This is a genomic window from Flavobacterium sp., assembly GCF_047602195.1.
In the GTDB taxonomy this organism is placed as follows: domain Bacteria; phylum Bacteroidota; class Bacteroidia; order Flavobacteriales; family Flavobacteriaceae; genus Flavobacterium.
In genome coordinates this window covers 1,995,528-2,018,473 of record NZ_JASGHW010000004.1, presented here as the reverse complement: position 1 = coordinate 2,018,473, position 22,946 = coordinate 1,995,528, and the positions used below count along the sequence as shown (strand labels likewise).

Here is a 22,946-nt window from a genome sequence, read left to right as displayed (position 1 = left end):
ACGCTATTATTCAGCGTTAAATTTACACAACATACCCGGTTTGCTTAGCTATGCAAAAGTCAATTTTTCACTAAACAAATAGAAGTATGGACAAAACAAATGTCACCATCAAAATGCCGGGAAGGCTCCTGTCCGAGAAGGAAAATTTTATCGACATTGACGAGCAAAGGTTGGTCGAAAGACTGGTCGACCTGCTCCGAAGCAGGAAAAATCTCGTCAACGTTTCGTTTCAGTCCGGTGGCCCTGCAGGCAAAAAAAGCATGGACACCATCACCAAGATTGAAATCTTATTATCAGATGAAAATGGAGACTTCAACTATTATGAAGATTGACAACACAAAGCCGGCAGCGATGCCGGTTTTTTTTTATACCCGATTTAAAATCAACGTTTTAAAAAACTACCGTGCGGAATACAAAAAATATTTATATTTGGAAAAAAATCGGGATGACATCGCCGATTCACGAATTCCGAAAAAAACTACTACGCATGAGTAAACCAATTTTACTTTTATTGCTGTGTTGCTTTGCCGTCACCTTGTCGGCGCAAAATTACACGGTCGAAAATCCGACGGGCAAAGCCGGAGACAAACCTGCGGTCGAAAAAGCCGACCTCAACGAAAAGATTTACCGCACCACCGATGTCGATTCGAAACCGCAACTCAAGGACGGCATGCTCGCACTCTCGACTTTCATCGGCTACCATTTCAAGTTTCCCGATTTGAAGAACAAGAAAGTGAAGATTTTCGCCAGCTTTGTCGTCGAACCCGACGGAAGCATGAGCGACGTGCGCACGTTCCACATCAGCGTCAAGGATTTGGTGGAAAACACCAATGTCAAAATCGCGACCGAGGAGGAGAAAGCTTACGAGGCCAAACAAACCGATGCATTAAAGGCAGAGACGGTACGTGTACTTTCGGCATTCAATGAAAAATGGATTCCTGCAGTTGAAAACGGCAAACCCGTTCGTTGCCTGTACAATTACCCGATCAATTTCAACATCGAATAACCATCAAAAACGATATAAAAAAAGCACCTCTCGGGGTGCTTTTTTGTTATTTACTGTTATCGGAATCGAGTTTGTCTTTGCCGGCAGTCCAACTGTTATTGGTCGGGTTGAAGTCGGGAAACACATGCTTGGGATCGATCGTGATGCTTTCGATTTCGCTGGTCGAAGGATGCCTAAATGTCCAGCTTTTGTTGCGTTGCCAAACCTCAACAGGCAGATTCACGCGTTCGGTTTTGCCGTTCTTGAGCTTGATGTCGAGTTGTACCGGCATTGCCATTTTTTCGAGGTTGTCGATCGTAATCAAGACGCCTTTCGACGCATCGTTCTTGACATATTTGACCGAAGCTATGCCTTGGTCGAGACGCCAATTGTTGAGGAACCAGCCGCGCCAGAACCAACCCAGATCTTCCCCAACCACATTTTCGATGGTGCGGTAGAAATCATCGGGGGTCGGGTGCTTGAATGCCCAACGGCTGATGTAGGTACGGAACGCCAAATCGAACCGTTCTTTGCCCAAAACCTGCTCGCGCAACATCGTCAATCCTTCTGCCGGCTTGTAATAACACAACACGCCGATGCTGCTTTCCTTCATCCCATCGGGAGCAACCATGACGGTTTCGAGGTTCGGGTCGGTCATGTAGAGCGATGCTTTCTGCATATCGGTCGTCGGACGTTTGTATTCGCCTTTGTTGAAATCGACGCTGCTCAACGAATTGATGAACCAGTTGAACCCTTCGTCCATCCAACCGAATTGGCGTTCGTTCGAACCGACGATCATCGGAAACCAGGTGTGCCCGAATTCGTGATCGGTCACGCCCCACAAATCTTCGCCTTTGGCTTCCCAACCGCAGAACACCATCCCCGGATATTCCATGCCACCGGCAACCGAAGCGACATTGACCGCGGCCGGATAAGGATATTCAAACCAGGTCTTCGAGTAATATTCGATTGATGTCTTGGTGTATTCTGTAGCGCGTCCCCAAGCCTTCTGCCCATCGCTTTCGACAGGATAGACCGAAATCGCCATCGATTTTTTTCCGCTTGGCAAATTGATCTTGGCCGCATCCATAACAAAAGCTGCCGAGGAAGCCCAAGTGGCATCGCGCGCGTTCTTGAGCTTGAAACGCCAACTCAGCATCGATTTCCCGGCGGGTCTCGAAGCCGAATTGTTGACTTCATTGGCCGAGCGGATGCTTACCGTTTTGTCGCTTGCTGCCGCGGCCGTCCACCTTCTTTGCTGTTCGAAAGTATAGACATCTGGCGCATTGAGCAATTCGCCTGAGCAAACCACGAGGTGCTTGTAAGGCGCATTGATCGTAATGTCGTAATCCCCATATTCGAGGTAAAATTCGCCCGCACCCAAATAAGGATTGGTGTTCCAGCCTTTCACATCGTCGAACACGCAAACCCTTGGATACCACTGCGCGACAGAATAGATTTTTCCGTTTTTGGTTTCGAGGATTCCCATGCGGTCCGAGCCATATACCGGGGATACGAATGAAAATTCCATCTTGATTTTGACCGAACCGCCATTGGCCTTGACTTCACTTGGCAGGAAAACCTGCATGCGCGTATCGTAGATGGCATACTTGAGATCGGTTTCGCCTGAATTGCTGACGAGTTTGACCGATTTGATTTTATGACCGCCGTCGAAAGCCTGCCCGCGTGCACCATTGCGGCTTCCCCCAAGCGGGATCACGGCATTGCCGCGCGAATCGGCCGCAAAGAGATTCTGGTCGACATGCATCCACAAAAAAGGCAAATTCTCGGGACTGTTGTTGGTATAGGTCAAAACGGCAGCGCCCGTGATTTCGTTTTTCTGGTCGTCGAGCGTGGCCGTCAATTCATAGTCGGCGCGGTTCTGCCAATATTTTTCGCCGGGCTGGCCACTCGCGGTCCTGGTATCGGATCCGTTTTTGGTGTAAAAAAGCGGGCTGAAAGTTTCCTGGTAATTGTATTTGGAAACGTTGCCCGACTGCGCGATGAGATTCGAAATTCCGCACAAACTGGCCACTAGAGCAGCCTTCGCAAAAATATTTTTCATAAAAAGTCTTTTGGTGGAGATAGGTACGCCGTTTTGATTTTTTGTTACAGCAAAGAAACGCATAAAAAAACACCAATTTGTGGTTGGTGTTTTTGTTTTTTATAAAGATTTGTATATCCGGTTGATCGGTATAGACGAGCCTTGCTTGAGGATGATGCGGTCGTCGGTCACGCCCCAAACAGTGGTTTCCACGACTTTTTTGGACAAGTCGTCCTCAAAGAAAATCTTGATTTTGGAATGTTCAAGGTTGCCCAAGGCTAGCGCACGGTTGAGTTCGCTTTCGCGTTCGTGTTTGGCTTGTTTGTCATCAAGCACATCGGCTTTTGGGAAATGAAGGGAACGGATTTTCTCCTTCTCGATGGTTTCGAAATCGGTAGTCATAATCGTAGGGGTTTAGGTTAAAAATGATTTGTTGGCGAAATAAAATTAATAAAATATATTTACTGTGCAACAAAAAAACATTAAACTTTGACGACAACCATCTACAAATCAGGACTAACCGCTACCATCAACACCAAAGGCGCCGAACTCGTTTCGCTTCGGAACGATGCCGGCAGGGAATACATCTGGAATGGCAACCCCGATTTCTGGGGCAAACATTCGCCTGTGCTCTTTCCCATCGTCGGGACCTTGAAGAACAACAGTTACCGATACGACGGCTCAACCTACAACCTTTCGCGCCACGGCTTTGCCCGCGACATGGAATTTGAAATTACAAGCCAAACCGAGAGCAAAATCATCTTTTCACTGCGGTCTTCTACCCAAACCTTGAAAGTGTATCCGTTCGAATTCGAATTGCGTCTCATTTATTCTATTGATGCAACGGGGCTGCAAATCGGGTATAAAGTTTGGAACCGCAACAAAGAACCGATGCCGTTTTCAATCGGGGCGCACCCTGCTTTTGCGCTTGCAGGCGATTTCGAAGATTACAGCCTGTTTTTTTCGGACGATGAATCGCTGGAATTTCATTTACTGGAAAACGATTTGGTATCGGATGAGACAGAAAACCTCGATTTAAAAAACGGCCAACTCCCACTCGACTATAAATTATTTGAAAACGATGCGTTGGTTTTTAAAACATTCCAATCCGATTCGGTCACGATCCAGAAAAACGACAAACCGATGGTAAAGGTCAGTTTCCCCGACTTCCCCCATCTGGGTCTCTGGACCAAGAAAGATGCGCCTTTTCTGTGTATTGAACCGTGGTTTGGTTATGCCGACACACCCGATTCGAATGGAAACCTTTTTGAAAAAGAAGGCATCCAAATCTTGGCAGCAGGTGGAAATTTTGAAACAAATTTCAGGATAGACGTTTTCTGAAAACACCCGCGATGGTTTATTTTTGGAAGGACAACCACATCCCCATTCCATGCGAAAAAACCTCCTCCTGTTTGCTTTCGTTACACTGCTGACTTCGTGCGCGGTCACCAATGATTCCAATGATTTTGTATTTCCCACCCGGACCGGGAAGCAGAAATACCTGCAAGCCTACAACCAAACGCTCCGACTTTGGGACGCGCCCTACACCGAAGAAAACATCAAGACAAGCTATGGCCTGGCACACGTGATCGTCAGTGGCCCCAAAGACGCCAATCCAGTGGTACTCTTTCATGGTACCGATGCCAGCTCGACCATGTGGTATCCCAACATCAAGTCGTTGAGCAAGGAATTCCGTGTGTACGCGATCGATTATCCATTGGAAACCGGAAAATCATTGGCTTATGTGAGCGAAATGCATCCCAAGGACATGATCCGTTTCTACAACGAAATATTCGCCCATTACGAACTCCAAAACATCTCGCTCGTTGCCGCCTCGCGTGGCGGTTGGGTGGCTACGATGCTGGCGTTGGAACCTGAGAACCGCATCGGCAAATTGGTCTTGTTGAGTCCGGCGCAAACGTTCGGTGGTGTGGACAAATTGGGCAAGGCCATGTCGGCGCTCAAACTCAAAATGTTTCCCGACAAAAAGCAACTCCACAAATTTTTTGCACAATTTTCCTATTATCCTGAAAAAATTGACCAGAAATACAAAGAACAGTTTTATCTTGCCAATAAGTTTGGACGCAGCAAACCCGACCTCATGAAGATGACGCGTTTCTCCAAACAAGAGCTGCAATCGCTCAAAATTCCGGTGCTCGTTTTGGTGGGCGACCGCGACGTCATCAACGATGTCGGCATTTTGACGAAAGCCGCCGAGACCATTCCGCATGCCGAAACCGATATGATCATGAATGCCGGGCATTTCCTGAGTATCGACCAAGCCGAAATGGTCAACATCAAGATTGTCGATTTTTTAAACAAAAAATAATGCTGGACATCCAATTCCTACCTTTTACCGAACTCGAGACCGAGCGGTTGCTGTTGCGCCGTGTCGATGGGAACGACGTCGACCAAGTCTTTAAACTGCGCTCCGATCCCGAAACGATGAAATTCATCCCGCGCCCGTTGGTCGCCAACAAGGAAGAAGCCATGGAGCACATCCGCATGATCGAGGATAAGGTCCTGAGCGGCGAAGGCATCAATTGGGCCATTACGCTCAAGGGCGATCCGAAACTGCTCGGCATCATCGGTCACTACCGGATCAAACCCGAACATCACCGCGCCGAAATCGGTTACATGCTCGATCCCGATCACCAAGGCAAAGGCATCATCACCGAAGCGATCAAACCTGTATTGGCCTATGGGTTCGACCACATGAAACTGCATTCGATTGAAGCCATCATCGACCCAAGAAATATCGGATCGGCCCTGGTGCTCGAGAAAAATGGATTTGTACGCGAGGCACACCTGCGTGAAAATGAGTTTTTCGACGGACGTTTTCTCGATACCGTAATCTATTCGCTGCTCAAGCGCAATTTCAAACCTTAACCCCACAGATGACCGAATTTGAAAAACAATTTGAGGAACTGCAGCATTTCCTCCAATTCCAAGATTACAGCATCCTCACCAAACGCATCATCGACCTGACACTCGACACCGAAGACATCGGTTTTTACCAAAACACCTTGGATTTCCTGGGCTGGCTTGATAAAAATATACCCGAAACCGAAGGTTATGCGCAGCGATTCGGCCAATTGCTCGACGAACTCTACGCCAAACTTTCGACCAAGGAAATGGTTTCGCGTGCCGTTTTGGTTTCCACCGATCAATTGATCAAGAATTATGACCGTGGTCTTAGTGGTTTTAAGCTTGGCCCCGTTTCGCTCGAACTCCGGCAAGGGGAAATCCTCGGGCTCGTAGGAGAAAATGGCAACGGCAAGACCACCTTGCTTCGGTTGCTGTGCGGCGAATTGTTTGCCTCCGGCGGAGCCATCAAATACCATTTCGATTACGAGGATGCCTATGATTTGCGGTCCCAGTTGGTCTACATTCCGCAACGCACGGAAAACTGGTACGGTTCGATGTTCGAGAACCTGCAATTCACTGCCGCAAGTTATGGCTACCGTCCCGAGGAAAACAAATTGGTGACCGAATTGATCATTGCAAGGCTCGGGCTGCGAAAGTTTAGAAACTTCGAATGGAAAAGCCTTTCATCCGGTTACAAGATGCGCTTTGAATTGGCGCGCATGTTGTTGCGCAAGCCTAAAATTCTACTCATCGACGAGCCATTGGCCAACCTCGACATCCTGGCCCAACAGACCATCCTCGAAGATTTCAGGGCCATTGCCAAATCACCGTTCCGGCCACTCGGGATTGTATTGAGTTCGCAGCAATTGTATGAGGTCGAAAAAACTTCCGATCAGGTGATTTTCCTCAAGAACGGCGTACAGAAGAACCTGCACGAAGATGTTGCGGAATCCGAAAATCCTCAAAACAGCGCCAAGAAACAGCTCGTCATCGAATTTGAAAGCAGCCTCACGCAAGGCGCACTCGCCGAGATTTTCAACAAACACGACATGGCTTCGCTCCAATTCAACGGCGGTACTTTTATCATCAGTTTCAACGGCGGTGTTGCTGTGCACGACTTTATGAAAATGGTCGTGGACCACCAAATCCCACTGATTTATTTCAGGGACATTTCCCATTCGACCCGCCGATTCTTTGTCTCCTAAATTTTTTACCATGTTCGAAAAAATTCAAAAACGCCTCCTCATTACCCAGCCTTTGTTGTGGAACATGAAAATTGTCCCGGTGGTTTCGATCGCCTTGTTGTTTCACCTGGCCTTTTTTGCAATCGGTTACGCGTCAGGACGGCTCAATTTTTCGGGAGGCCGTTGGAGTGACACCAGCGCAGCTTATGCCATTTTCTTCAGCATACTCATTGGACTGCTCTTTACGGTGATCTGGTTGGTTTACTATTTGAGAAACAACGCCTACAAATCATTTTATCGGCTTACGAAATACCACCTTTTCAAGGAATGGCTGATGATTTTACTGGTGTGCCTGCTCAATGTTTCTTATTCGTTGTCCTTCATCTGTGCCAAGAATTTAAGGATCCGAAGCCACTATTCGTACGAAGAAGTCAAACGCCGTTGCCTGATCATCAATGAAGCCTCGGTATTTGTGGCCGGAAATTACTACAACTACGAAGATCCCGACCGCGAAGACAAAATCATGACGATCCAGTTCAACGGCAAAGTGTATGACAAAAAATCGCTCATGAACAAAAGCAGTAACGAGTACTTTTCGATCCTGTTCGGCAAAAAACATGACCAAATCAAATACGACATGCAAGCCAACAAACAGGAGGCAGTGATCCGAATGATGCGCGATTACATGGCCATTGTCAAGGAGCACCGCCTGGAAACCAATTTAACGGCAACGCAATGGTTCTCGCTTACCTATCATTATCCTGATTTCAAGGATTACGACCTGATCGGGCGCTCCGTCCCTCCGCAAACACAAGACAGCCTGGTTATAGTGACCGAAGACCAAGCCATCAATGCGACAGACCCACCCTACCAATATTATGTACCGCAAAATGACCTCGTTGAAAGCTACAAAATCCTTTCAAGCGCCTGGACAGAACCGATCGTTGAAGAAGCAGCCCTTTATTTCGTATTGTATTTTGCGCTTGCCTTGAGCATGATGCTATTTTCCTTCAAGGTCACCAACGGACGAAGCTGGCTGTTTGCGCTCGTGGCCATGGTCGCTTTGTGGATTACGATTGGGATTGCATCGACCTTGTCGGGAGAATCGACGGCTTTTTTGGTGTTGTGCACTTTGTTGATGATTACCATGGCGGTTTACTTTTTCACTACAGTCGGCAGCAACCTCAAAAAAGGATTTTCGGGAATTCCGCTCAATTTGATGCTCTGGTCGATGGCTGGTTTTTTTCCTGCCGTCTACGGTATCGTGATGGAATGTTTCAACCACAGGCGTACAGTATGGACAACCAATGGTACTTCTAAGATTGTCAACACCCCTACTTATGAATGGCTCGACGATATGTTCCCGACATTCGCCTACCTCAATATCGTTCTTGTGGTCTTGATGATGCTGTGGCTGACGGGCTACATCAAAAAATGGAAAGCACTCGCAGAAAGCTAAATTCCCTAAAAATAAAAACCACCGGCAAAAAAATCCGCCGATGGTTTCGTTCAGGGGCTTTCCCTAAATATTATTGCACGGCCAAAAGCGCGTTGATATTGCCATAACCGAATTCCGGATTTTTGTTCGGATAGAAATTGGCCGACTGGCGCATCCTGGCCAAGACCTGGTCACGCGTCCAGCTTGGGTATTTGGCCCAAACCAGTGCGCCGATTCCCGCAGTGGTAGCCGTGGCCACCGAAGATCCGCCCACATAGTCGGATTGGTTGTCGTAATAACTCACCACCGGAACGGTTTTTCCGCTGGCGCGTTGCATCACGACCGTAAAATCGATTTTACTGCCCGAATGGCAATCGTCGCATTTGATAAAACCAGCGCCTTCCTTGATTCCGGTCACCGCTACCGTTTCGGCCATCGAAGCTGGGAAAATGACCCCGACGAAAGTCGTAAAGCTCGTCGAGGTTCCGCCGGCGCAGAAGATGAGTTTGCCTTTCGAATAGGCATATTTGATCGCATCTGAAATCTTGCCTACCGAGAAAACATGTCCCATCGACATCGAGATGATCTTGACATTGCTGTTGTTGGCCAAAGCCGTAAACGCATTCTTGACACCGTTTTGTTCACTGGCCCCGTCGAGCACCACATTCGAAGCGGCGCGATACGTAATCAGGTTGGCATTGTAAGCCACGCCCACGGGCAAACCATTGTCGTTTCGAGGAGCCGCTGCGGCAGACGCCATGCTCGTTCCGTGACCGCATTGGTCATTCGGGCCATCGGTGGTCGTTACCCAAGGCCAGATCGAGTCGACATAGGTTCCAAATTTCTGGATGGAACGCCCGGTGGACAATCCGTCGTTAAAATTGCTGCCCAACAAGGTCTGGCTCGGCGAGGTTCCGGTATCGACGATGCCAATCGTAATGCCTTGTCCTGTACTGTAGGTCCAGGCCGATGGCACATTGTGCTGGTACAAAGTCCAGGCGGCTTTGGCATTGGGCGTTATGGTTGTATAATCGGCGGCATTGAGCGTCGAAGCTTCAAATCCGCAACCCGAACCGCCCGAACTGCTGGTCGATTCGGCCCCACGTTGGCGGTTGCCGTCTGCATAAGCGAAGTACTTGTAATTCCCCGGCTCGACGTAACGCATGAATTGGTAATTTCGGATGGCGATGATCGTTTCCTGTTTCACGACCAAAACGTCCATGGTGTTGAGTGTTGCATCGGAAGACAATAAAATCTCATTGGCCGGTTTTCCTTCGCTCTGGGCAATGATTTGCAACAATTCGTGCTGGATGGGACCATTTTCAGGCGAACGGCTTCTGTCGTAATCGTTGGCGGTAATCCCAAAACCCACCGAAACCATGTTGTCTCCGTGATAGACCGCACTCCAAAGCGTATGGCTCGTGGCTTCTTTCCAATCAAAGGAGCCTTTATCGGCCAGTGCCTGGTCGATTTGTGCGTTGACCTGTTGCGGGGTAAGCGGCTCTTTGTTCAGTATTTCCGAATCCGGCTGGCTGATTTCAAGGTTCTCTTCTTTGGTACAGCCAACCAATACGAGCGCTGCAAAAACTAAAATCTTGATACTCGCTTTCTTCATGTTTTGCTTAGTTAATTGGTTTACACTAATTTAATTATTTTTTTAACATTTTTTTATAAAATGCATTTTACTTATCAACATTCGGGATTTTGGGATTGTCGTATTTTCATTTAACTTTGCCGACATGCTCAAGACCGTCAACATCCTCAACAAACGCGCGCGATTCGATTACGAAATCATCGAGACGTACACCGCCGGTATTGTTCTGACTGGAACCGAAATCAAATCGATCCGGCTCGGAAAGGCGCAGATCGTAGACAGTTTTTGCGAATTCAACGAACAAGGCGAATTGTTCGCGATCAATACTTCTATTGAAGAATACACTTTCGGAAACCAATTCAACCACAAGGCGCGCAGCGAACGCAAACTGTTGCTCAACAAACGCGAGCTCAAGAATTTGTCGCGCAGTGTAGAAACCAAAGGCTTGACGATTATTCCGCTTAAACTGTTCACCAACGAAAAAGGCATCGCCAAACTCGAAATCGGGCTCTGTAAAGGAAAGAAAACCTACGACAAACGCGAATCCTTGAAGGAACAAGACACCAAGCGTGACCTCGACCGCATCAAGAAAGCGTACCGCTAAGTCATGAAAACGCTGCTCAGGAATGCCCGCGAACAAAAAGGACTCAAAGTGCGCGAAGTGGCCGAAAAACTCCAAATCGACCAGGCGCTGATCAGCAAATTCGAAAGCGGCCAGCGCAATCCCACCCGCAAGCAAGTATTGCAATTGGCCGAATTGCTCGACATCAACCGCGAACAAATCCTGACGATTTGGCTCAAGGAAAAAATTTTACGGGAATTGGAAGGCGAAGAATTCGCGGTCCATGCGCTCAAAGCCGCCGAAGCCGAATTGCATCCGCAAACGCCAAAGGCCGATCCGTTGCAAAAACTGCTCGACGAGATGGACGCGCTCAAACAAAAATTCGAAAACCTGCGCGGTTCTTAATTTTTATTCTCCAATAAAGGCACAAAACGAAATTCGCCCAATTCATGTTTCTCGAATTGCGTTTCATTCTTGCGGATCAACAAGGTCATGATCTGGTTTTCTTCGCCCAATGGAATCACGAGCCTGCCTCCTATCTTGAGTTGCGCCATCAGTGGTTTCGGGATAATTGGCGCACCGGCGGTCACGATAATACTGTCGAACGGCGCATGGTTCGGCAATCCTTTGTAACCGTCGCCAAACGACAAATGTTTCGGACGAATCCCCAATTTTGGCAGCAATACCGAAGTCTGCTTGAACAGTTCATTTTGCCGCTCCACGCTGTAAACCTTCGCGCCCAAATGAAACAAAACCGCCGTCTGGTAACCAGAACCCGTCCCGATTTCCAACACTTTATGGTCTTTTTTGACCTCGAGCAACTGGCTCTGGAATGCCACCGTGTACGGCTGTGAAATCGTCTGACCGGCACCGATCGGGAATGCTTTGTCTTGGTACGCGTAATCTTCAAAACTTGAATTGAGGAACAAATGACGTGGGATTTTCTTGATGGCTTCCAATACATTTTTGTCCGTAATGCCTTTGGTTTCCAGCAATGCGGCGAGTTGGTTCCTGAGTCCTTGGTGTTTGGCGGTATCTTTCAAAATCTGGGGAAAATGGTTTGCACAAAAGTAAGAAAGTTATTGGTTTTTGGAAGCTGTTTCCTGCTCTCGCCTTTATCTTTTTTTGCAAAAAAGGATACCGGCTCCATCAGGGCTAGGGCCAACTGCTCCCATCCGCAAAATAATTCTCAATTATGAATTATCCATTATGCATTAATTGCTATTTTTGTGTTCAAAATTCATCAATATGCTAAAAGTTGGAGTTCTTGGCGCCGGCCACTTGGGAAAAATCCACCTGAGACTACTGCAGCAATCCGAAAAGTACGAACTCGTTGGCTTTTACGACGAGAACCAGGAAAACGCGGAGAAAATTTCGAAAGAATTCGGATATAAAAATTTCCATACCATTGCCACTTTGATCCACGCCGTAGACGTCATCGACATCGTCACGCCTACGCTGTCGCACTACAAATGCGCACGCGTTGCGATCAAGTCGGGCAAGCACATCTTTATCGAAAAACCCATCTCGAATACGGTTGAGGAAGCCGAGGAAATCATCGCACTGGCCAAGGAATTCAACGTCAAAGGGCAAGTCGGTCATGTCGAACGTTTCAATCCGGCATTCATCGCCACCAAAAACATGATCGAAAACCCGATGTTCATCGAAACGCACCGCCTGGCCGAGTTCAACCCGCGCGGTACCGATGTCCCGGTCGTACTCGATTTGATGATCCACGACATCGACGTGATTTTGAGCGTCGTGAACTCCAAAGTCAAGAACATCAATGCCAGTGGCGTCTCGGTCATTTCGGACACACCCGATATTGCCAACGCACGCATCGAATTCGAAAACGGCTGCGTGGCCAATTTAACGGCAAGCCGCATCTCGCTCAAGAACATGCGCAAGTCGCGTTTTTTCCAAAAAGATGCTTACATTTCAGTCGATTTCCTCGAAAAGAAATGCGAGGTCGTCAAGATGAAGGACGCGCCCGAAGTGCCGGGCGATTTCGATATGATCCTGCAAAACGCAGAAGGCGTCAAAAAACAGATTTATTTCGCCAATCCCGAAGTCGAACACAACAACGCCATCCTCGACGAACTCGAAACCTTCGCCGATGCGATCAACAACAACACTACGCCAATCGTCACGTTGGAGCACGGCACCGAAGCCTTGCGCGTCGCTTACCAGATCATCGATTGCTTCAAAAAATAACAAACAAAAACAAACCCCACGAATTCACGAATTAACAAGATAAAATTTGTGAATTCGCGGCCATAAAAACCTAAACAAAAAATGAAAAACATCGCCGTCATCGGAGCCGGAACCATGGGCAACGGAATTGCACACACCTTTGCACAAAGCGGATTCACTGTAAAATTGATCGACGTTTCTGAAAAATCACTCGACAAAGGCATGGCCACCATCGCCGGAAACCTCGACCGCATGGTTGCCAAGGGCAGCATCACCGAGGAAGACAAACTCAAAACGATTGGCAACATCATCACCTACACCGACATCAAGGACGGCGTAACCGGTGTTGATTTGGTAGTTGAAGCGGCAACAGAGAACGTCGACTTGAAACTCAACATTTTCAAGCAATTGAACGACGCTTGTTCCCACAATACGATTCTGGCCACCAACACTTCTTCGATTTCGATTACGCAAATCGGCGCGGTCGTTTCGCATCCGGAACGCGTCATTGGGATGCATTTCATGAATCCGGTGCCGATCATGAAATTGGTCGAAATCATACGCGGCTACAACACTTCGGATGAAGTGACGAAACTGATCATGGATTTATCGGTCAAACTCGGTAAAGTTCCCGTAGAAGTCAACGATTATCCGGGATTCGTGGCCAATAGAATTTTGATGCCGATGATCAACGAATCGATCGAAACGCTGTACAACGGCGTGGCCGGCGTCTATGAAATCGACACGGTGATGAAACTTGGCATGGCACACCCGATGGGACCATTGCAACTGGCCGATTTCATCGGGCTCGATGTTTGCCTCGCGATTCTTCACGTGATGCACGACGGCTTCAAGAACCCGAAATACGCCCCTTGCCCACTGCTTGTAAATATGGTCCGCGCCGGGAAACTCGGCGTCAAATCCGGTGAAGGGTTTTACGATTATTCCGAGAGTAAAAAAGCGGAGAAAGTCGCGAAAATGTTCGCCTAAAAATCATGGCCAAGATCATTCCGTTTCACGCCGTCCGCCCGACACCCGACAAAGTAAGCCTCGTGACTTGCCGTACGTATGACGATTACAGTCCGGCCGAATTGGCGGCTTATCTTGATTTCAACCCGTTTTCGTTCTTGCATGTGCTCAATCCGGCTTATGTGAACCAGCAGAAAATCGGGCTCGAGAAACGGTTCAAGTTGGTCGCGCAGAAGTACCACGATTTCAAGCACGAACAGGTCTTGGTCACCGAAGAACAGCCGGTGTTTTTCTTGTATGAAATCCAGTCCAAAAACCGCATATTCACTGGAATCATTGCCGGAACCAGTATCGAAGATTACCAAAACAATACAATCAAAAAGCACGAAGATACCTTGCAATATCGGGTCGAATTGTTCAAGGATTACCTGCACCAGACCGGCTTCAACACCGAACCGGTTTTGATCACGTATCCGGACAATGAAGATTTAAACCAATGGATTAGCCAAAAAAAGACAACTGCCTCTCTTTATGAGTTTTCCACCACCAATAAAGAAAAGCACACACTTTGGAAAATCGATTCGGATGACGAAAAAAAATGGCTGCAAAAGCAATTTGAGGCGATTGGTGACGTTTACATTGCAGACGGCCACCACCGCTCGGCTTCGGCGGAACTGCTCTATGAGGAAGACAAGATTTCAGGCAACGAGCACCTCAATTATTTCATGAGCTTCCTGATTGCCGAAAGCAACGTCAAGATTTACGAATACAACCGCATCATCCGCGACCTGAACGGCCATACGAAAGAAAGTTTCCTCAATGCGTTGTCGCAATTGTTCTGGATCAAGAACAAAGAGCAGGAATTATGGAAACCGACTAAGAAATTCCAGTTCGGCATGTACTTCGACGGGGAGTTTTACAACCTGACACTCAAGGATGAGAACAATTTCAACAATGTACTGGAAAGCCTCGACGCGCAGATTTTGTATGAAAAAGTTTTGCAGCCGATCCTTGGTATTACCGATTTGCGCAACGACGAACGAATCGATTACATTCCCGGTACGCAATCGATCGTGACGATCAAGGAAGTGATCGACGAAGGTGAATTTGAAGTAGGCTTTATGTTGTTCCCTGCCGAGATTTCAGAAATCAAGGCACTGGCCGACAACGATTTGATCATGCCGCCGAAAAGCACCTATATCGAACCGAAGTTCAGAAGCGGATTGGTCGTTTACGAGATTTAAAACACAGACATGTCTATTTCCAGCAACTTACAATCGATTAAAAGTTTCCTTCCGGAACACGTGACGCTCGTGGCCGTTTCCAAAACCAAGCCCGTCGCCGATTTGATGCAGGCTTACGAAGCCGGGCAGCGTATTTTTGGCGAAAACAAGATCCAGGAAATGAGCGACAAGTACGAGCAGATGCCCAAGAATATCGAATGGCACATGATTGGCCATGTGCAGACGAACAAGGTCAAATACATGGCGCCGTTCGTAAAATTGGTTCATGGCGTCGACAGTTTGAAATTGCTCGAAAGAAATCAACAAACAAGCGCTCAAAAACAACCGCACCATCGACTGCTTGCTGCAAATGCACATCGCCGAGGAAGAAACCAAATTCGGTCTGGACGAAAAAGAACTGCATGAATTATTGCATTCTGACGTTTATAAAAACCTTAAGAACATTAAAGTAAAGGGGTTAATGGGAATGGCTACCTTTACTGAAAATCAAACGATAATCAAAAAAGAATTTGATTTTTTGAAATCTGTTTTTGACCGATATGCCGCATTTCCCGAGAACGACTTTACGATACTTTTCGATGGGCATGTCCGGCGATTACCAACTTGCGATTTCATGCGGAAGTACGATGGTTCGGATTGGAAGCAGTATCTTTGGGGGACGAATTTAAAGATTGAAAAATTGAATGATTAAAAGACAATCAAAAATCAATCATTCCGTTCCAATCTTTTAATTCTTTAATCATTAAATCTTTTAATTCTACTTGTACGCAATACTCGACATAGAAACCACCGGCGGCCAATACAACGAAGAAGGCATTACCGAAATCGCCATCTACAAATTTGACGGGCATGAGGTGGTCGACCAATTCATCAGCCTGGTCAATCCCGAAATCCCGATCCAACCGTTTGTGGTGAAACTGACCGGCATCAACAATGCGATGCTGCGCTCGGCGCCCAAGTTTTTCGAGGTCGCCAAACGCATCATCGAGATGACCAAAGACTGCGTGATTGTGGCGCACAACGCCTCCTTCGATTACCGGATCCTGCGCACCGAATTCAAACGCCTCGGTTACGATTTCGAATCGCAGACGTTGTGTACAGTCGAATTGGCCAAAAAACTCATTCCCGAACAACCTTCGTACAGCCTCGGCAAACTCGTGCGCTCGCTGGGCATCCCGATTGCCGATCGGCACCGTGCCAGTGGCGATGCGATGGCCACGCTCAAATTGTTCAAGATGTTGTTGGACAAAGATTTGTCAAAAGAAATCGTCAAGAGCCTGATCCAAACAGAAGTCGTCAAGGGGCTTTCTCCCAAATTGCTCGACATCGTGGAGCATCTGCCTTCGCGCACCGGGATTTATTACATCCACCGGCAGGACGGCACGATTATTTACATCGGCAAGAGCCGTAACATCAAGAAACGCGTGAACCAACATTTTACGGGAACGACGAGCAAATGCAAAAAAATACAGCTTGAGGTTTTTGCCGTGACTTATGAGGAAACGGGCAGCGAACTGATCGCCCTGCTCAAGGAAAGCGAGGAAATCAAGATCAACAAACCAATCTACAACCGTTCGCAAAGCAAAACCGTGTTGCCTTGGGCGTTGTACAGCCATTACAATGCCAACGGCTACCTGTGCATTACGTTGCAAAAAGCCGACGGCCGCAAGCACGAAATTACTTCCTACGCTTCGTTTGAGGAAGCCAAGAACGCGATTTACCGCATCAGTTTGCAAAACCAGATGTGCCACAAACTGAACGGTATCTATCAAACCGACGCCGAATGCTTCCAATACCGGATCAAGGAATGCGACGGCGCCTGCATCGGAGAAGTAATTCCCGAGGCATACAATGTGCGCGTGCAGGAATTCATCGATAAGATGTCATTCGATCATAAAAGCCTCGTGATCATTGACCGCGGGCGCAATGTCAACGAACGTTCAGCCATCTTGATTGAGGACGGCGTATACAAAGGCTACACTTTTTTTGACCTCAATTACCAGGTGACCAACATCCAAATCCTCAAGAACATCATCACCCCGATGCAACACAACCGCGATACCCGCAAGATTATCCAGGACCAGTTGCGCAAAAATAAAGCGATAAAAGTATTGACTTTTTAGGCGATTGCGTATTTTTGATGTACTCCTAAAAACACAACTTTGCGACCCATCACATCCGATCGATTAAGGCAGAAATTCCACCAGGTCATCTATGAGGCCGATACACCGGCGGGCAAGCTTTTCGACTTGGTATTGCTGTTGCTGATTGTTGTAAGTATTGTAGCGGTGATGCTTGAAAGCGTCGTCGAAATCCAGCAGAAATATGGCGCCGAACTCGCCGTGATCGAATGGGTCATCACGGGATTTTTCACCCTGGAATACATCGGCCGAATCTTATCGGTCAGGCAGCCGCTCAAATATGCGCTGAGCTTTTACGGCATCATCGATTTGCTCGCGACCTTGCCGAGTTATATCGATTTGCTGTTTCCCGGATTTCATTTTTTGCTTGCTTTACGTGCTGTCCGGCTTTTGCGTATCTTCCGTATCTTAAAACTCATGCATTTTGTGGGCGCAGGAAACAATCTCCTGGAAGCGCTCAAAAAAAGCCGCAACAAGATTGCCGTCTTCTTGTTTACTGTTATTGTGATCTGCATCATCCTGGGCACGATCATGTACATGGTCGAGGGCGCAAGCAGCGGATTCACGAGCATTCCGGTTAGCGTCTATTGGACGATTGTCACGCTTACGACCGTTGGTTTTGGCGACATTACGCCGCAAACGCCGCTGGGCCAGTTCATCTCGGTAATCATCATGATTTTGGGCTATGGCATCATTGCCGTCCCGACCGGTTTGGTTACCGCCCAGTTCATGTCGCAGAATCGCGAAGACAGCAACACCCAATCTTGTCCGAATTGCAGTGTCTACGGCCACCGAGACGATGCTGATTTTTGTTACCACTGCGGCTCCAAACTCAACTTTTAATGAAAACGCTTCTCACGATCATCGGCCCCACTGCCATTGGAAAAACCGCTTTGAGCATCAGGCTGGCCCAACATTTCAATTGCGAAATCATTTCATGCGACTCAAGACAATTCTACAAGGAAATGTCGATCGGTACGGCCGTTCCAGAGCCACACGAACTTGCTGCAGCGCCGCATCATTTTATCCACAATAAATCAATTTTTGATTCGTACAGCGTGGGTGATTTTGAAAAGGAGGCGATTGCTCAACTCGACAAGTTGTTTGCGGTAAATGATTTTGCCGTGCTCGTGGGCGGCTCCGGATTGTATGTCGATGCCGTTTTGAAAGGTTTTGATGATTTTCCTGAAGTTGCTGAAAACATCCGCGAGAAAGTCTCCGACGAATATGCCGAAGAAGGGATTTCCTATCTGCAAGAGGAATTGAAAAAACGCGATCCCGAATATTTTGCCACCGTCGACACCGGGAACCCGCAACGCATGATGCGCGCTCTCAAAGTTTGCCTGGCAACGGGACAGCCCTACTCGACTTTTCTCAAACGAAAGAAAAATACACGTAATTTCAGCCCGATCGTGATCGGATTGGAAGCCGAAAGACCCATCATGTACGACCGCATCAACCAGCGTGTCGATCTGATGATGCAAGCCGGACTATTGGAAGAAGCCCAAAAATTGCATGCCTACAAAAACCTGAATGCTTTACAGACCGTGGGATACAGAGAGTTGTTTGCCTATTTTGACGGCGATTTTACTTTGGATTTCGCGGTTTCGGAAATCAAGAAGAACACACGACGTTTTGCCAAACGGCAAATGACATGGTTCAGGCGCACGGAAAATGCCCAATGGTTTGATTTTAAGTACAATTTGCAAGACATCATCGATTACATCAACAAACAAATCCAGAAATAATGCCGATAGCACCCAATTTTAGCTCAGTTTACGAACACGAATGGGACATCAATTTCACGCAATGTGCGCCGAATGGTTACCTGAATTATGTGAACCTGTGCAATTTGCTGCAATTGACCGCTGCCGAACATTCGATCTTGGGCGGACTGAGTTTCAACGACATGCAAAAGTTTGATCAGGCTTGGGTTTTGAGCCGGATTCGGGTGGAAATCGACGCCTTGCCGAAGTGGCAGGACAAAGTGGTCGTCAAGACCTGGATCGAGAGCTTGCAGGGCGCCAATTCGGTGCGGAATATGGAAATGCACCTCGACGGAAAGAAAATCGTAGGGGCGACGACGTTTTGGGCGGTTTTGAATACCAAACAACGCAAAGCCGAAGCCTTGGCCTTGGATCACAGCCATTTTGAAAAATTCCCCGAATGGCATGCGACCCAAAAACCCAGTTCGCGCATTAACTTCTTGCGCGATACGGAAATCGTTTCGGAACGTAAGGTCGCATTATCGGATTTGGACATTGTAAACCATGCAAATAATGTGAAGTATTTGGAATGGTGCCTTGACACGATGGATTTAAAACCGATCCTAAAGATGGAAATGAAAAGTCTGGAGATGAACTTTTTGCGCGAACTCAATTTAGGTGATGACGTTCAGGTGAATGTGGTTCCGAATGAAAGGCCGGAATTTTTTTCTATTGTGAAAGAGGGAAAAGTTTGTTTTGCTTTGGAAATGTCTTGGAAATGACGATTGCCCTAGCCCCGATTGCAGCAAGTAGCCTCGTAGAGCTACTGCGTAAAGCGGGAAATAGCTCCCAAAAAAAAAATTAAAATTAACCGCAAAGTACACGAAGTTTTCCGCAAAGGCAAATAGAGAAAAGCTTTGCGAAACTTTGCGGCCCGAGACCGAAGGGTCGAACTGACGAAGTAAAATCTTTGCGCCTCTTTGTGGTAAAATAAAAAAAGCCCCAAGTTATATTGAGGCTTTATATTTATTCTGCTTTGTTCTTGACTACGAGTCGGAAACCTTCGCCGTGTATGTTGAGAATTTCAACGTCTTCGTCGGATTTGAGGTATTTGCGGAGCTTGGCGATGTACACGTCCATGCTTCGTGAGGTAAAGTAGTTGTCGTCGCGCCAGATTTTGGTCAGCGCCAATTCACGCGGCATCAAATCGTTTTCGTATACGGCGAGCATTTTGAGCAGCTCGTTCTCTTTGGGCGATAATTTGATCGGTTCTTCGTTTTTGTAGGTCAGGAAACGCAACTTCGAATTGAGGTGGAAATTCCCGATCTGGAACTCGAACTTCACATGATCGTTTTTGACGTCGGCTTGCTTTCTCTGGATAATGGCCTTGATTTTCATCAAAAGCACTTCAGAGTCAAACGGTTTATTGAGGTAATCGTCCGCACCGACCTTGTAGCCTTTGAGCACATCTTCCTTCATCGACTTGGCCGTGAGGAAAATGATCGGCACTTCTTTGTTTTTCTCGCGGATTTCTTTGGCGAGCGTATAGCCATCTTTGTAAGGCATCATGACATCAAGGATACACAGATCGTAAGTATCTTTCTTGAATTTCTCGAAACCTTCCATTCCGTTTTTGGCCAACGTCACGTCGAAATCATTGAGCGTGAGGTAATCCTTTAATATGGCGCCGAAGTTTTGGTCGTCTTCTACTAAAAGAATCTTTTTATTTTCTGTTTCCATATAGTTTTTTAATTAATGAGTGGTATTTTTATAATAAATGTGCTTCCTTTTCCTTTTTCACTTTCTACGAATATCTGACCGTTGTGGTCGTCGATGATCCGTTTTACGTAGGCCAATCCGAGCCCGTGTCCTTTCACATTGTGCAAATCGCCAGTGTGTTCGCGGTAGAATTTCTCGAAAATCCTTTTCTGTGCCACCTTGCTCATCCCTGCCCCTTGGTCCTTGACCTTGATGATAACGAAATCTTTTACGTTTTCGGTATATACGTCAATTTTGGGTGCCTCGGGTGAATATTTGATCGCATTGTCCAAAATATTGACGATGACATTGGTAAAATGCACGTCATTAAGCAACACGGTCGTACGCGTGGCGTTGTAATGTGTCGTGATCGATCCTTCGCGGTCCTCGATAATCAGGTTCACATGATCAATCGCATCGTCAATGATGTCCTGGATATTGTTGGACTCTTTGGTGATGTCCAGCTCTTTCTTTTCGAGCTTGGATATCCTGAGCACATTTTCAACCTGTGCGTGCATGCGTTTGTTTTCGTCGCGGATCATTTGGAGGTAACGGTGAACCTTCTCCTTATCTTCAATAATCTTTGGATTCTTGATCGCATCGAGCGCGAGGTTGATCGTCGCTATCGGCGTCTTGAACTCATGGGTCATGTTGTTGATGAAATCGGTCTTGATTTCTGAAATATGACGCTGACGGATCAGTTGGTTCAGTGCGCTCGAATAAGCGATGATGATAATCAGTGTAAAAACAATCGACAGTACGGTAATCCCTACCAGTTCGGAAAACAAAAACTTCTCCTTGTGCGGGAAACTCACGAGCAATTGGTATTTGTTGTTGCCTTCGTTGTCGGTGAAAATCGGAATCGTATAAGTATCGTTTTTGGCATACCTGAATTTGTCCGACTGGATTTTCGTCGCCAGGCCGTTGCTGTAAATTCCGAATTCGAATGGCGTTTTGACGCCATATTCATTGAGCTCGGCGAACAGCAATTTCTGCAATTCCTCTTTTGAAACCCTTTCCTGCAATGGTTTGGCCGAAGCGATGTCCTTGAAGAAAATCTCGAATTGGGCATTGTCGAGAATGTCGAGTTTGCCTGATTTCTGGATTTTAATGTCGGGAACCACTTTTTGCTGTACCGCGTTGTCGATTCCATTGTTGTAGATTTCGGTGACGCGCTTGGAGGAAAAGTTTTTGAGTTTTAGACTGTCTGCTTTTTTATCAAAGAACGAGGAGGAAATATTGTAATCCTCCGAGATGATGTTGTTGGAATAAATAATCGTTTCGTTCGTACGGGAATTGCGCTGGTAGTAACCGAACTCCAGAAAGTCGCTTTTCTGCGGTTCCTTACCAATACTGTCCTTGAGCTTTTTGTATTTGTCAATAAATGTGTAAGCTTCCTCCTTCTGCAATTTGTCGGCTACGTTGCCGATGACCTGCTTGACATGAAACTTGAACTGCTCCTCGTTGTTCTTGAAAGACGTGTTGAACCAATAAACCTGCACGAGAATGATGCCTATCAGAGACAAACTCATCAGCAAAACAAGCAATCGGAAAAACAATTTATTCATACTTAACAAAGTTAGGATTTTAACATTTGAACGTTAAATACATTAACCAAAGATTAACATTTAATCCCTTTTTTGTTGAATTATAGATTTTTTAAGATTTCTTTTGCTTGTTTTTCAGCGTCTTCGACGAGGGTATTTTGGATGACAAAATCGCTTTTGTCCATGCGCTGCTGGTCAGTCATCTGATTGTTAATGCGTTCCAGAACCGATTCACGCGAAACTTGGTCGCGCAGCATCACTCGTTTGATCCGCTCCTCCACCGGGGCAATTACAGATATGACAAAATCGCAATCCTTATCGGTGCCGCTCTCAAACAGGATGGCCGTTTCTTTGACAATGACTGGATGATTTTGATGATCAGCTACCCAATCCTCAAAGTGCTTTTTAACCGCCGGATGGATGATGGCGTTGAGTTTTTTCAATTTCTCAGCATCGGAGAAAACAATTTCCGAAAGTTTTTTGCGGTTGACTTTTCCATTTTCGACGACGGCATTTCCAAATACATTTTGGATTTGCGCAACAATCTCGGGCAAATCGGTCAACTTTCGGCCTTCGTCGTCGGCCATATACACCGGAATACCGAGCTTCCGGAAATAATTCCCGATTGTCGATTTGCCGCTGCCGATGCCACCTGTAAGCCCGATAATCTTTGTCATTTCTTAAAGAATAATTCCGGAAAAGCTTCCTGCGGT

Annotated in this window: 23 protein-coding genes and 1 pseudogene; 17 read left to right on the top strand and 7 right to left on the bottom strand. The window is 46.9% G+C overall.

The features are described from left to right. Positions 1–86: 86 nt before the first annotated feature. A complete protein-coding gene (locus QM717_RS15140) occupies positions 87–332 on the top strand; it encodes a hypothetical protein (RefSeq protein ID WP_415038668.1) in 246 nt (81 codons plus the stop codon). 155 nt (positions 333–487) lie between these two features. Further along, positions 488–1,006, top strand: a complete 519-nt coding sequence (locus QM717_RS15135; RefSeq protein WP_415038666.1) for a hypothetical protein — start codon at positions 488–490, stop codon at positions 1,004–1,006. 46 nt (positions 1,007–1,052) lie between these two features. Here the strand turns inward: QM717_RS15135 and QM717_RS15130 are convergent, their stop codons facing one another. Both QM717_RS15130 and QM717_RS15125 read right to left on the bottom strand, forming a co-directional pair. Beyond that, complete coding sequence (locus QM717_RS15130) at positions 1,053–3,050, bottom strand: M1 family metallopeptidase (RefSeq protein ID WP_415038664.1); 1,998 nt, start codon at positions 3,048–3,050, stop codon at positions 1,053–1,055. Positions 3,051–3,149: 99 nt separating this feature from the next. After that, positions 3,150–3,431: a hypothetical protein gene (locus tag QM717_RS15125; RefSeq protein WP_415038662.1), complete on the bottom strand. Its 282-nt coding sequence runs from the start codon at positions 3,429–3,431 to the stop codon at positions 3,150–3,152. Positions 3,432–3,518: 87 nt separating this feature from the next. Between QM717_RS15125 and QM717_RS15120 the strand changes: the two genes are divergently transcribed. The 5 genes from QM717_RS15120 to QM717_RS15100 are packed head-to-tail and all read left to right on the top strand — an operon-like array spanning position 3,519 to position 8,540. Continuing rightward, positions 3,519–4,370, top strand: a complete 852-nt coding sequence (locus QM717_RS15120; protein WP_415038660.1) for an aldose 1-epimerase family protein — start codon at positions 3,519–3,521, stop codon at positions 4,368–4,370. 49 nt (positions 4,371–4,419) lie between these two features. Continuing rightward, on the top strand, positions 4,420–5,358 hold the full coding sequence (locus QM717_RS15115; protein ID WP_415038658.1) for an alpha/beta fold hydrolase: 939 nt from the start codon (positions 4,420–4,422) through the stop codon (positions 5,356–5,358). Then, the gene (locus QM717_RS15110; RefSeq protein ID WP_415038657.1) at positions 5,358–5,918 is read left to right on the top strand and encodes a GNAT family N-acetyltransferase; all 561 of its coding nucleotides are present in this window, start codon (positions 5,358–5,360) and stop codon (positions 5,916–5,918) included. Before QM717_RS15115 ends, QM717_RS15110 begins: the two co-directional genes overlap by 1 nt. A gap of 8 nt (positions 5,919–5,926) precedes the next feature. Further along, positions 5,927–7,102: an ATP-binding cassette domain-containing protein gene (locus QM717_RS15105; protein WP_415038655.1), complete on the top strand. Its 1,176-nt coding sequence runs from the start codon at positions 5,927–5,929 to the stop codon at positions 7,100–7,102. A gap of 10 nt (positions 7,103–7,112) precedes the next feature. Further along, positions 7,113–8,540, top strand: a complete 1,428-nt coding sequence (locus QM717_RS15100) for a hypothetical protein (protein WP_415038654.1) — start codon at positions 7,113–7,115, stop codon at positions 8,538–8,540. Between the two features lie 70 nt (positions 8,541–8,610). Here QM717_RS15100 and QM717_RS15095 read toward each other — a convergent pair whose 3' ends face one another. After that, positions 8,611–10,134, bottom strand: a complete 1,524-nt coding sequence (locus QM717_RS15095; protein ID WP_415038652.1) for a S8 family peptidase — start codon at positions 10,132–10,134, stop codon at positions 8,611–8,613. Between the two features lie 124 nt (positions 10,135–10,258). Between QM717_RS15095 and smpB the strand changes: the two genes are divergently transcribed. Continuing rightward, complete coding sequence (gene smpB / locus QM717_RS15090) at positions 10,259–10,717, top strand: SsrA-binding protein SmpB (protein ID WP_415038650.1); 459 nt, start codon at positions 10,259–10,261, stop codon at positions 10,715–10,717. 3 nt (positions 10,718–10,720) lie between these two features. Next, positions 10,721–11,080: a helix-turn-helix domain-containing protein gene (locus tag QM717_RS15085; protein ID WP_415038648.1), complete on the top strand. Its 360-nt coding sequence runs from the start codon at positions 10,721–10,723 to the stop codon at positions 11,078–11,080. Here QM717_RS15085 and QM717_RS15080 read toward each other — a convergent pair. Then, positions 11,077–11,718, bottom strand: a complete 642-nt coding sequence (locus tag QM717_RS15080; RefSeq protein ID WP_415038646.1) for a protein-L-isoaspartate(D-aspartate) O-methyltransferase — start codon at positions 11,716–11,718, stop codon at positions 11,077–11,079. The genes QM717_RS15085 and QM717_RS15080 overlap by 4 nt on opposite strands. Before the next feature lie 205 nt (positions 11,719–11,923). Here QM717_RS15080 and QM717_RS15075 point away from each other — a divergent pair, with 205 nt between their 5' ends. From QM717_RS15075 to QM717_RS15040, 8 genes and pseudogenes are all read left to right on the top strand, one after another. Beyond that, positions 11,924–12,889 carry a Gfo/Idh/MocA family protein gene (locus tag QM717_RS15075; RefSeq protein ID WP_415038645.1) on the top strand — a complete coding sequence of 322 codons (966 nt, stop codon included), beginning with the start codon at positions 11,924–11,926 and terminating at the stop codon, positions 12,887–12,889. 81 nt (positions 12,890–12,970) lie between these two features. Further along, positions 12,971–13,858, top strand: coding sequence for a 3-hydroxyacyl-CoA dehydrogenase family protein (locus tag QM717_RS15070; RefSeq protein WP_415038643.1), 888 nt, complete (start codon positions 12,971–12,973; stop codon positions 13,856–13,858). Positions 13,859–13,863: 5 nt separating this feature from the next. After that, a complete protein-coding gene (locus QM717_RS15065) occupies positions 13,864–15,081 on the top strand; it encodes a DUF1015 domain-containing protein (RefSeq protein WP_415038641.1) in 1,218 nt (405 codons plus the stop codon). Positions 15,082–15,090: 9 nt separating this feature from the next. Beyond that, positions 15,091–15,749, top strand: a pseudogene (locus QM717_RS15060) (YggS family pyridoxal phosphate-dependent enzyme). 93 nt (positions 15,750–15,842) lie between these two features. Further along, positions 15,843–17,204, top strand: a complete 1,362-nt coding sequence (locus QM717_RS15055) for an exonuclease domain-containing protein (RefSeq protein ID WP_415038639.1) — start codon at positions 15,843–15,845, stop codon at positions 17,202–17,204. Between the two features lie 39 nt (positions 17,205–17,243). Next, the gene (locus QM717_RS15050; protein WP_415038638.1) at positions 17,244–18,065 is read left to right on the top strand and encodes an ion transporter; all 822 of its coding nucleotides are present in this window, start codon (positions 17,244–17,246) and stop codon (positions 18,063–18,065) included. Next, a complete protein-coding gene (gene miaA / locus QM717_RS15045) occupies positions 18,065–18,970 on the top strand; it encodes a tRNA (adenosine(37)-N6)-dimethylallyltransferase MiaA (RefSeq protein ID WP_415038636.1) in 906 nt (301 codons plus the stop codon). Before QM717_RS15050 ends, miaA begins: the two co-directional genes overlap by 1 nt. After that, a complete protein-coding gene (locus QM717_RS15040) occupies positions 18,970–19,710 on the top strand; it encodes an acyl-[acyl-carrier-protein] thioesterase (protein ID WP_415038634.1) in 741 nt (246 codons plus the stop codon). The genes miaA and QM717_RS15040 overlap by 1 nt, the downstream gene beginning before the upstream one ends. Before the next feature lie 244 nt (positions 19,711–19,954). Here the strand turns inward: QM717_RS15040 and QM717_RS15035 are convergent, their stop codons facing one another. The 3 genes from QM717_RS15035 to coaE all read right to left on the bottom strand — a co-directional run bounded on the left by QM717_RS15035 (position 19,955) and on the right by coaE (position 22,910). Beyond that, positions 19,955–20,668, bottom strand: a complete 714-nt coding sequence (locus tag QM717_RS15035) for a response regulator transcription factor (RefSeq protein WP_415038632.1) — start codon at positions 20,666–20,668, stop codon at positions 19,955–19,957. Positions 20,669–20,676: 8 nt separating this feature from the next. Next, positions 20,677–22,254: a sensor histidine kinase gene (locus tag QM717_RS15030; protein ID WP_415038630.1), complete on the bottom strand. Its 1,578-nt coding sequence runs from the start codon at positions 22,252–22,254 to the stop codon at positions 20,677–20,679. 80 nt (positions 22,255–22,334) lie between these two features. Further along, on the bottom strand, positions 22,335–22,910 hold the full coding sequence (gene coaE / locus QM717_RS15025) for a dephospho-CoA kinase (RefSeq protein WP_415038628.1): 576 nt from the start codon (positions 22,908–22,910) through the stop codon (positions 22,335–22,337). Positions 22,911–22,946 lie beyond the last annotated feature (36 nt).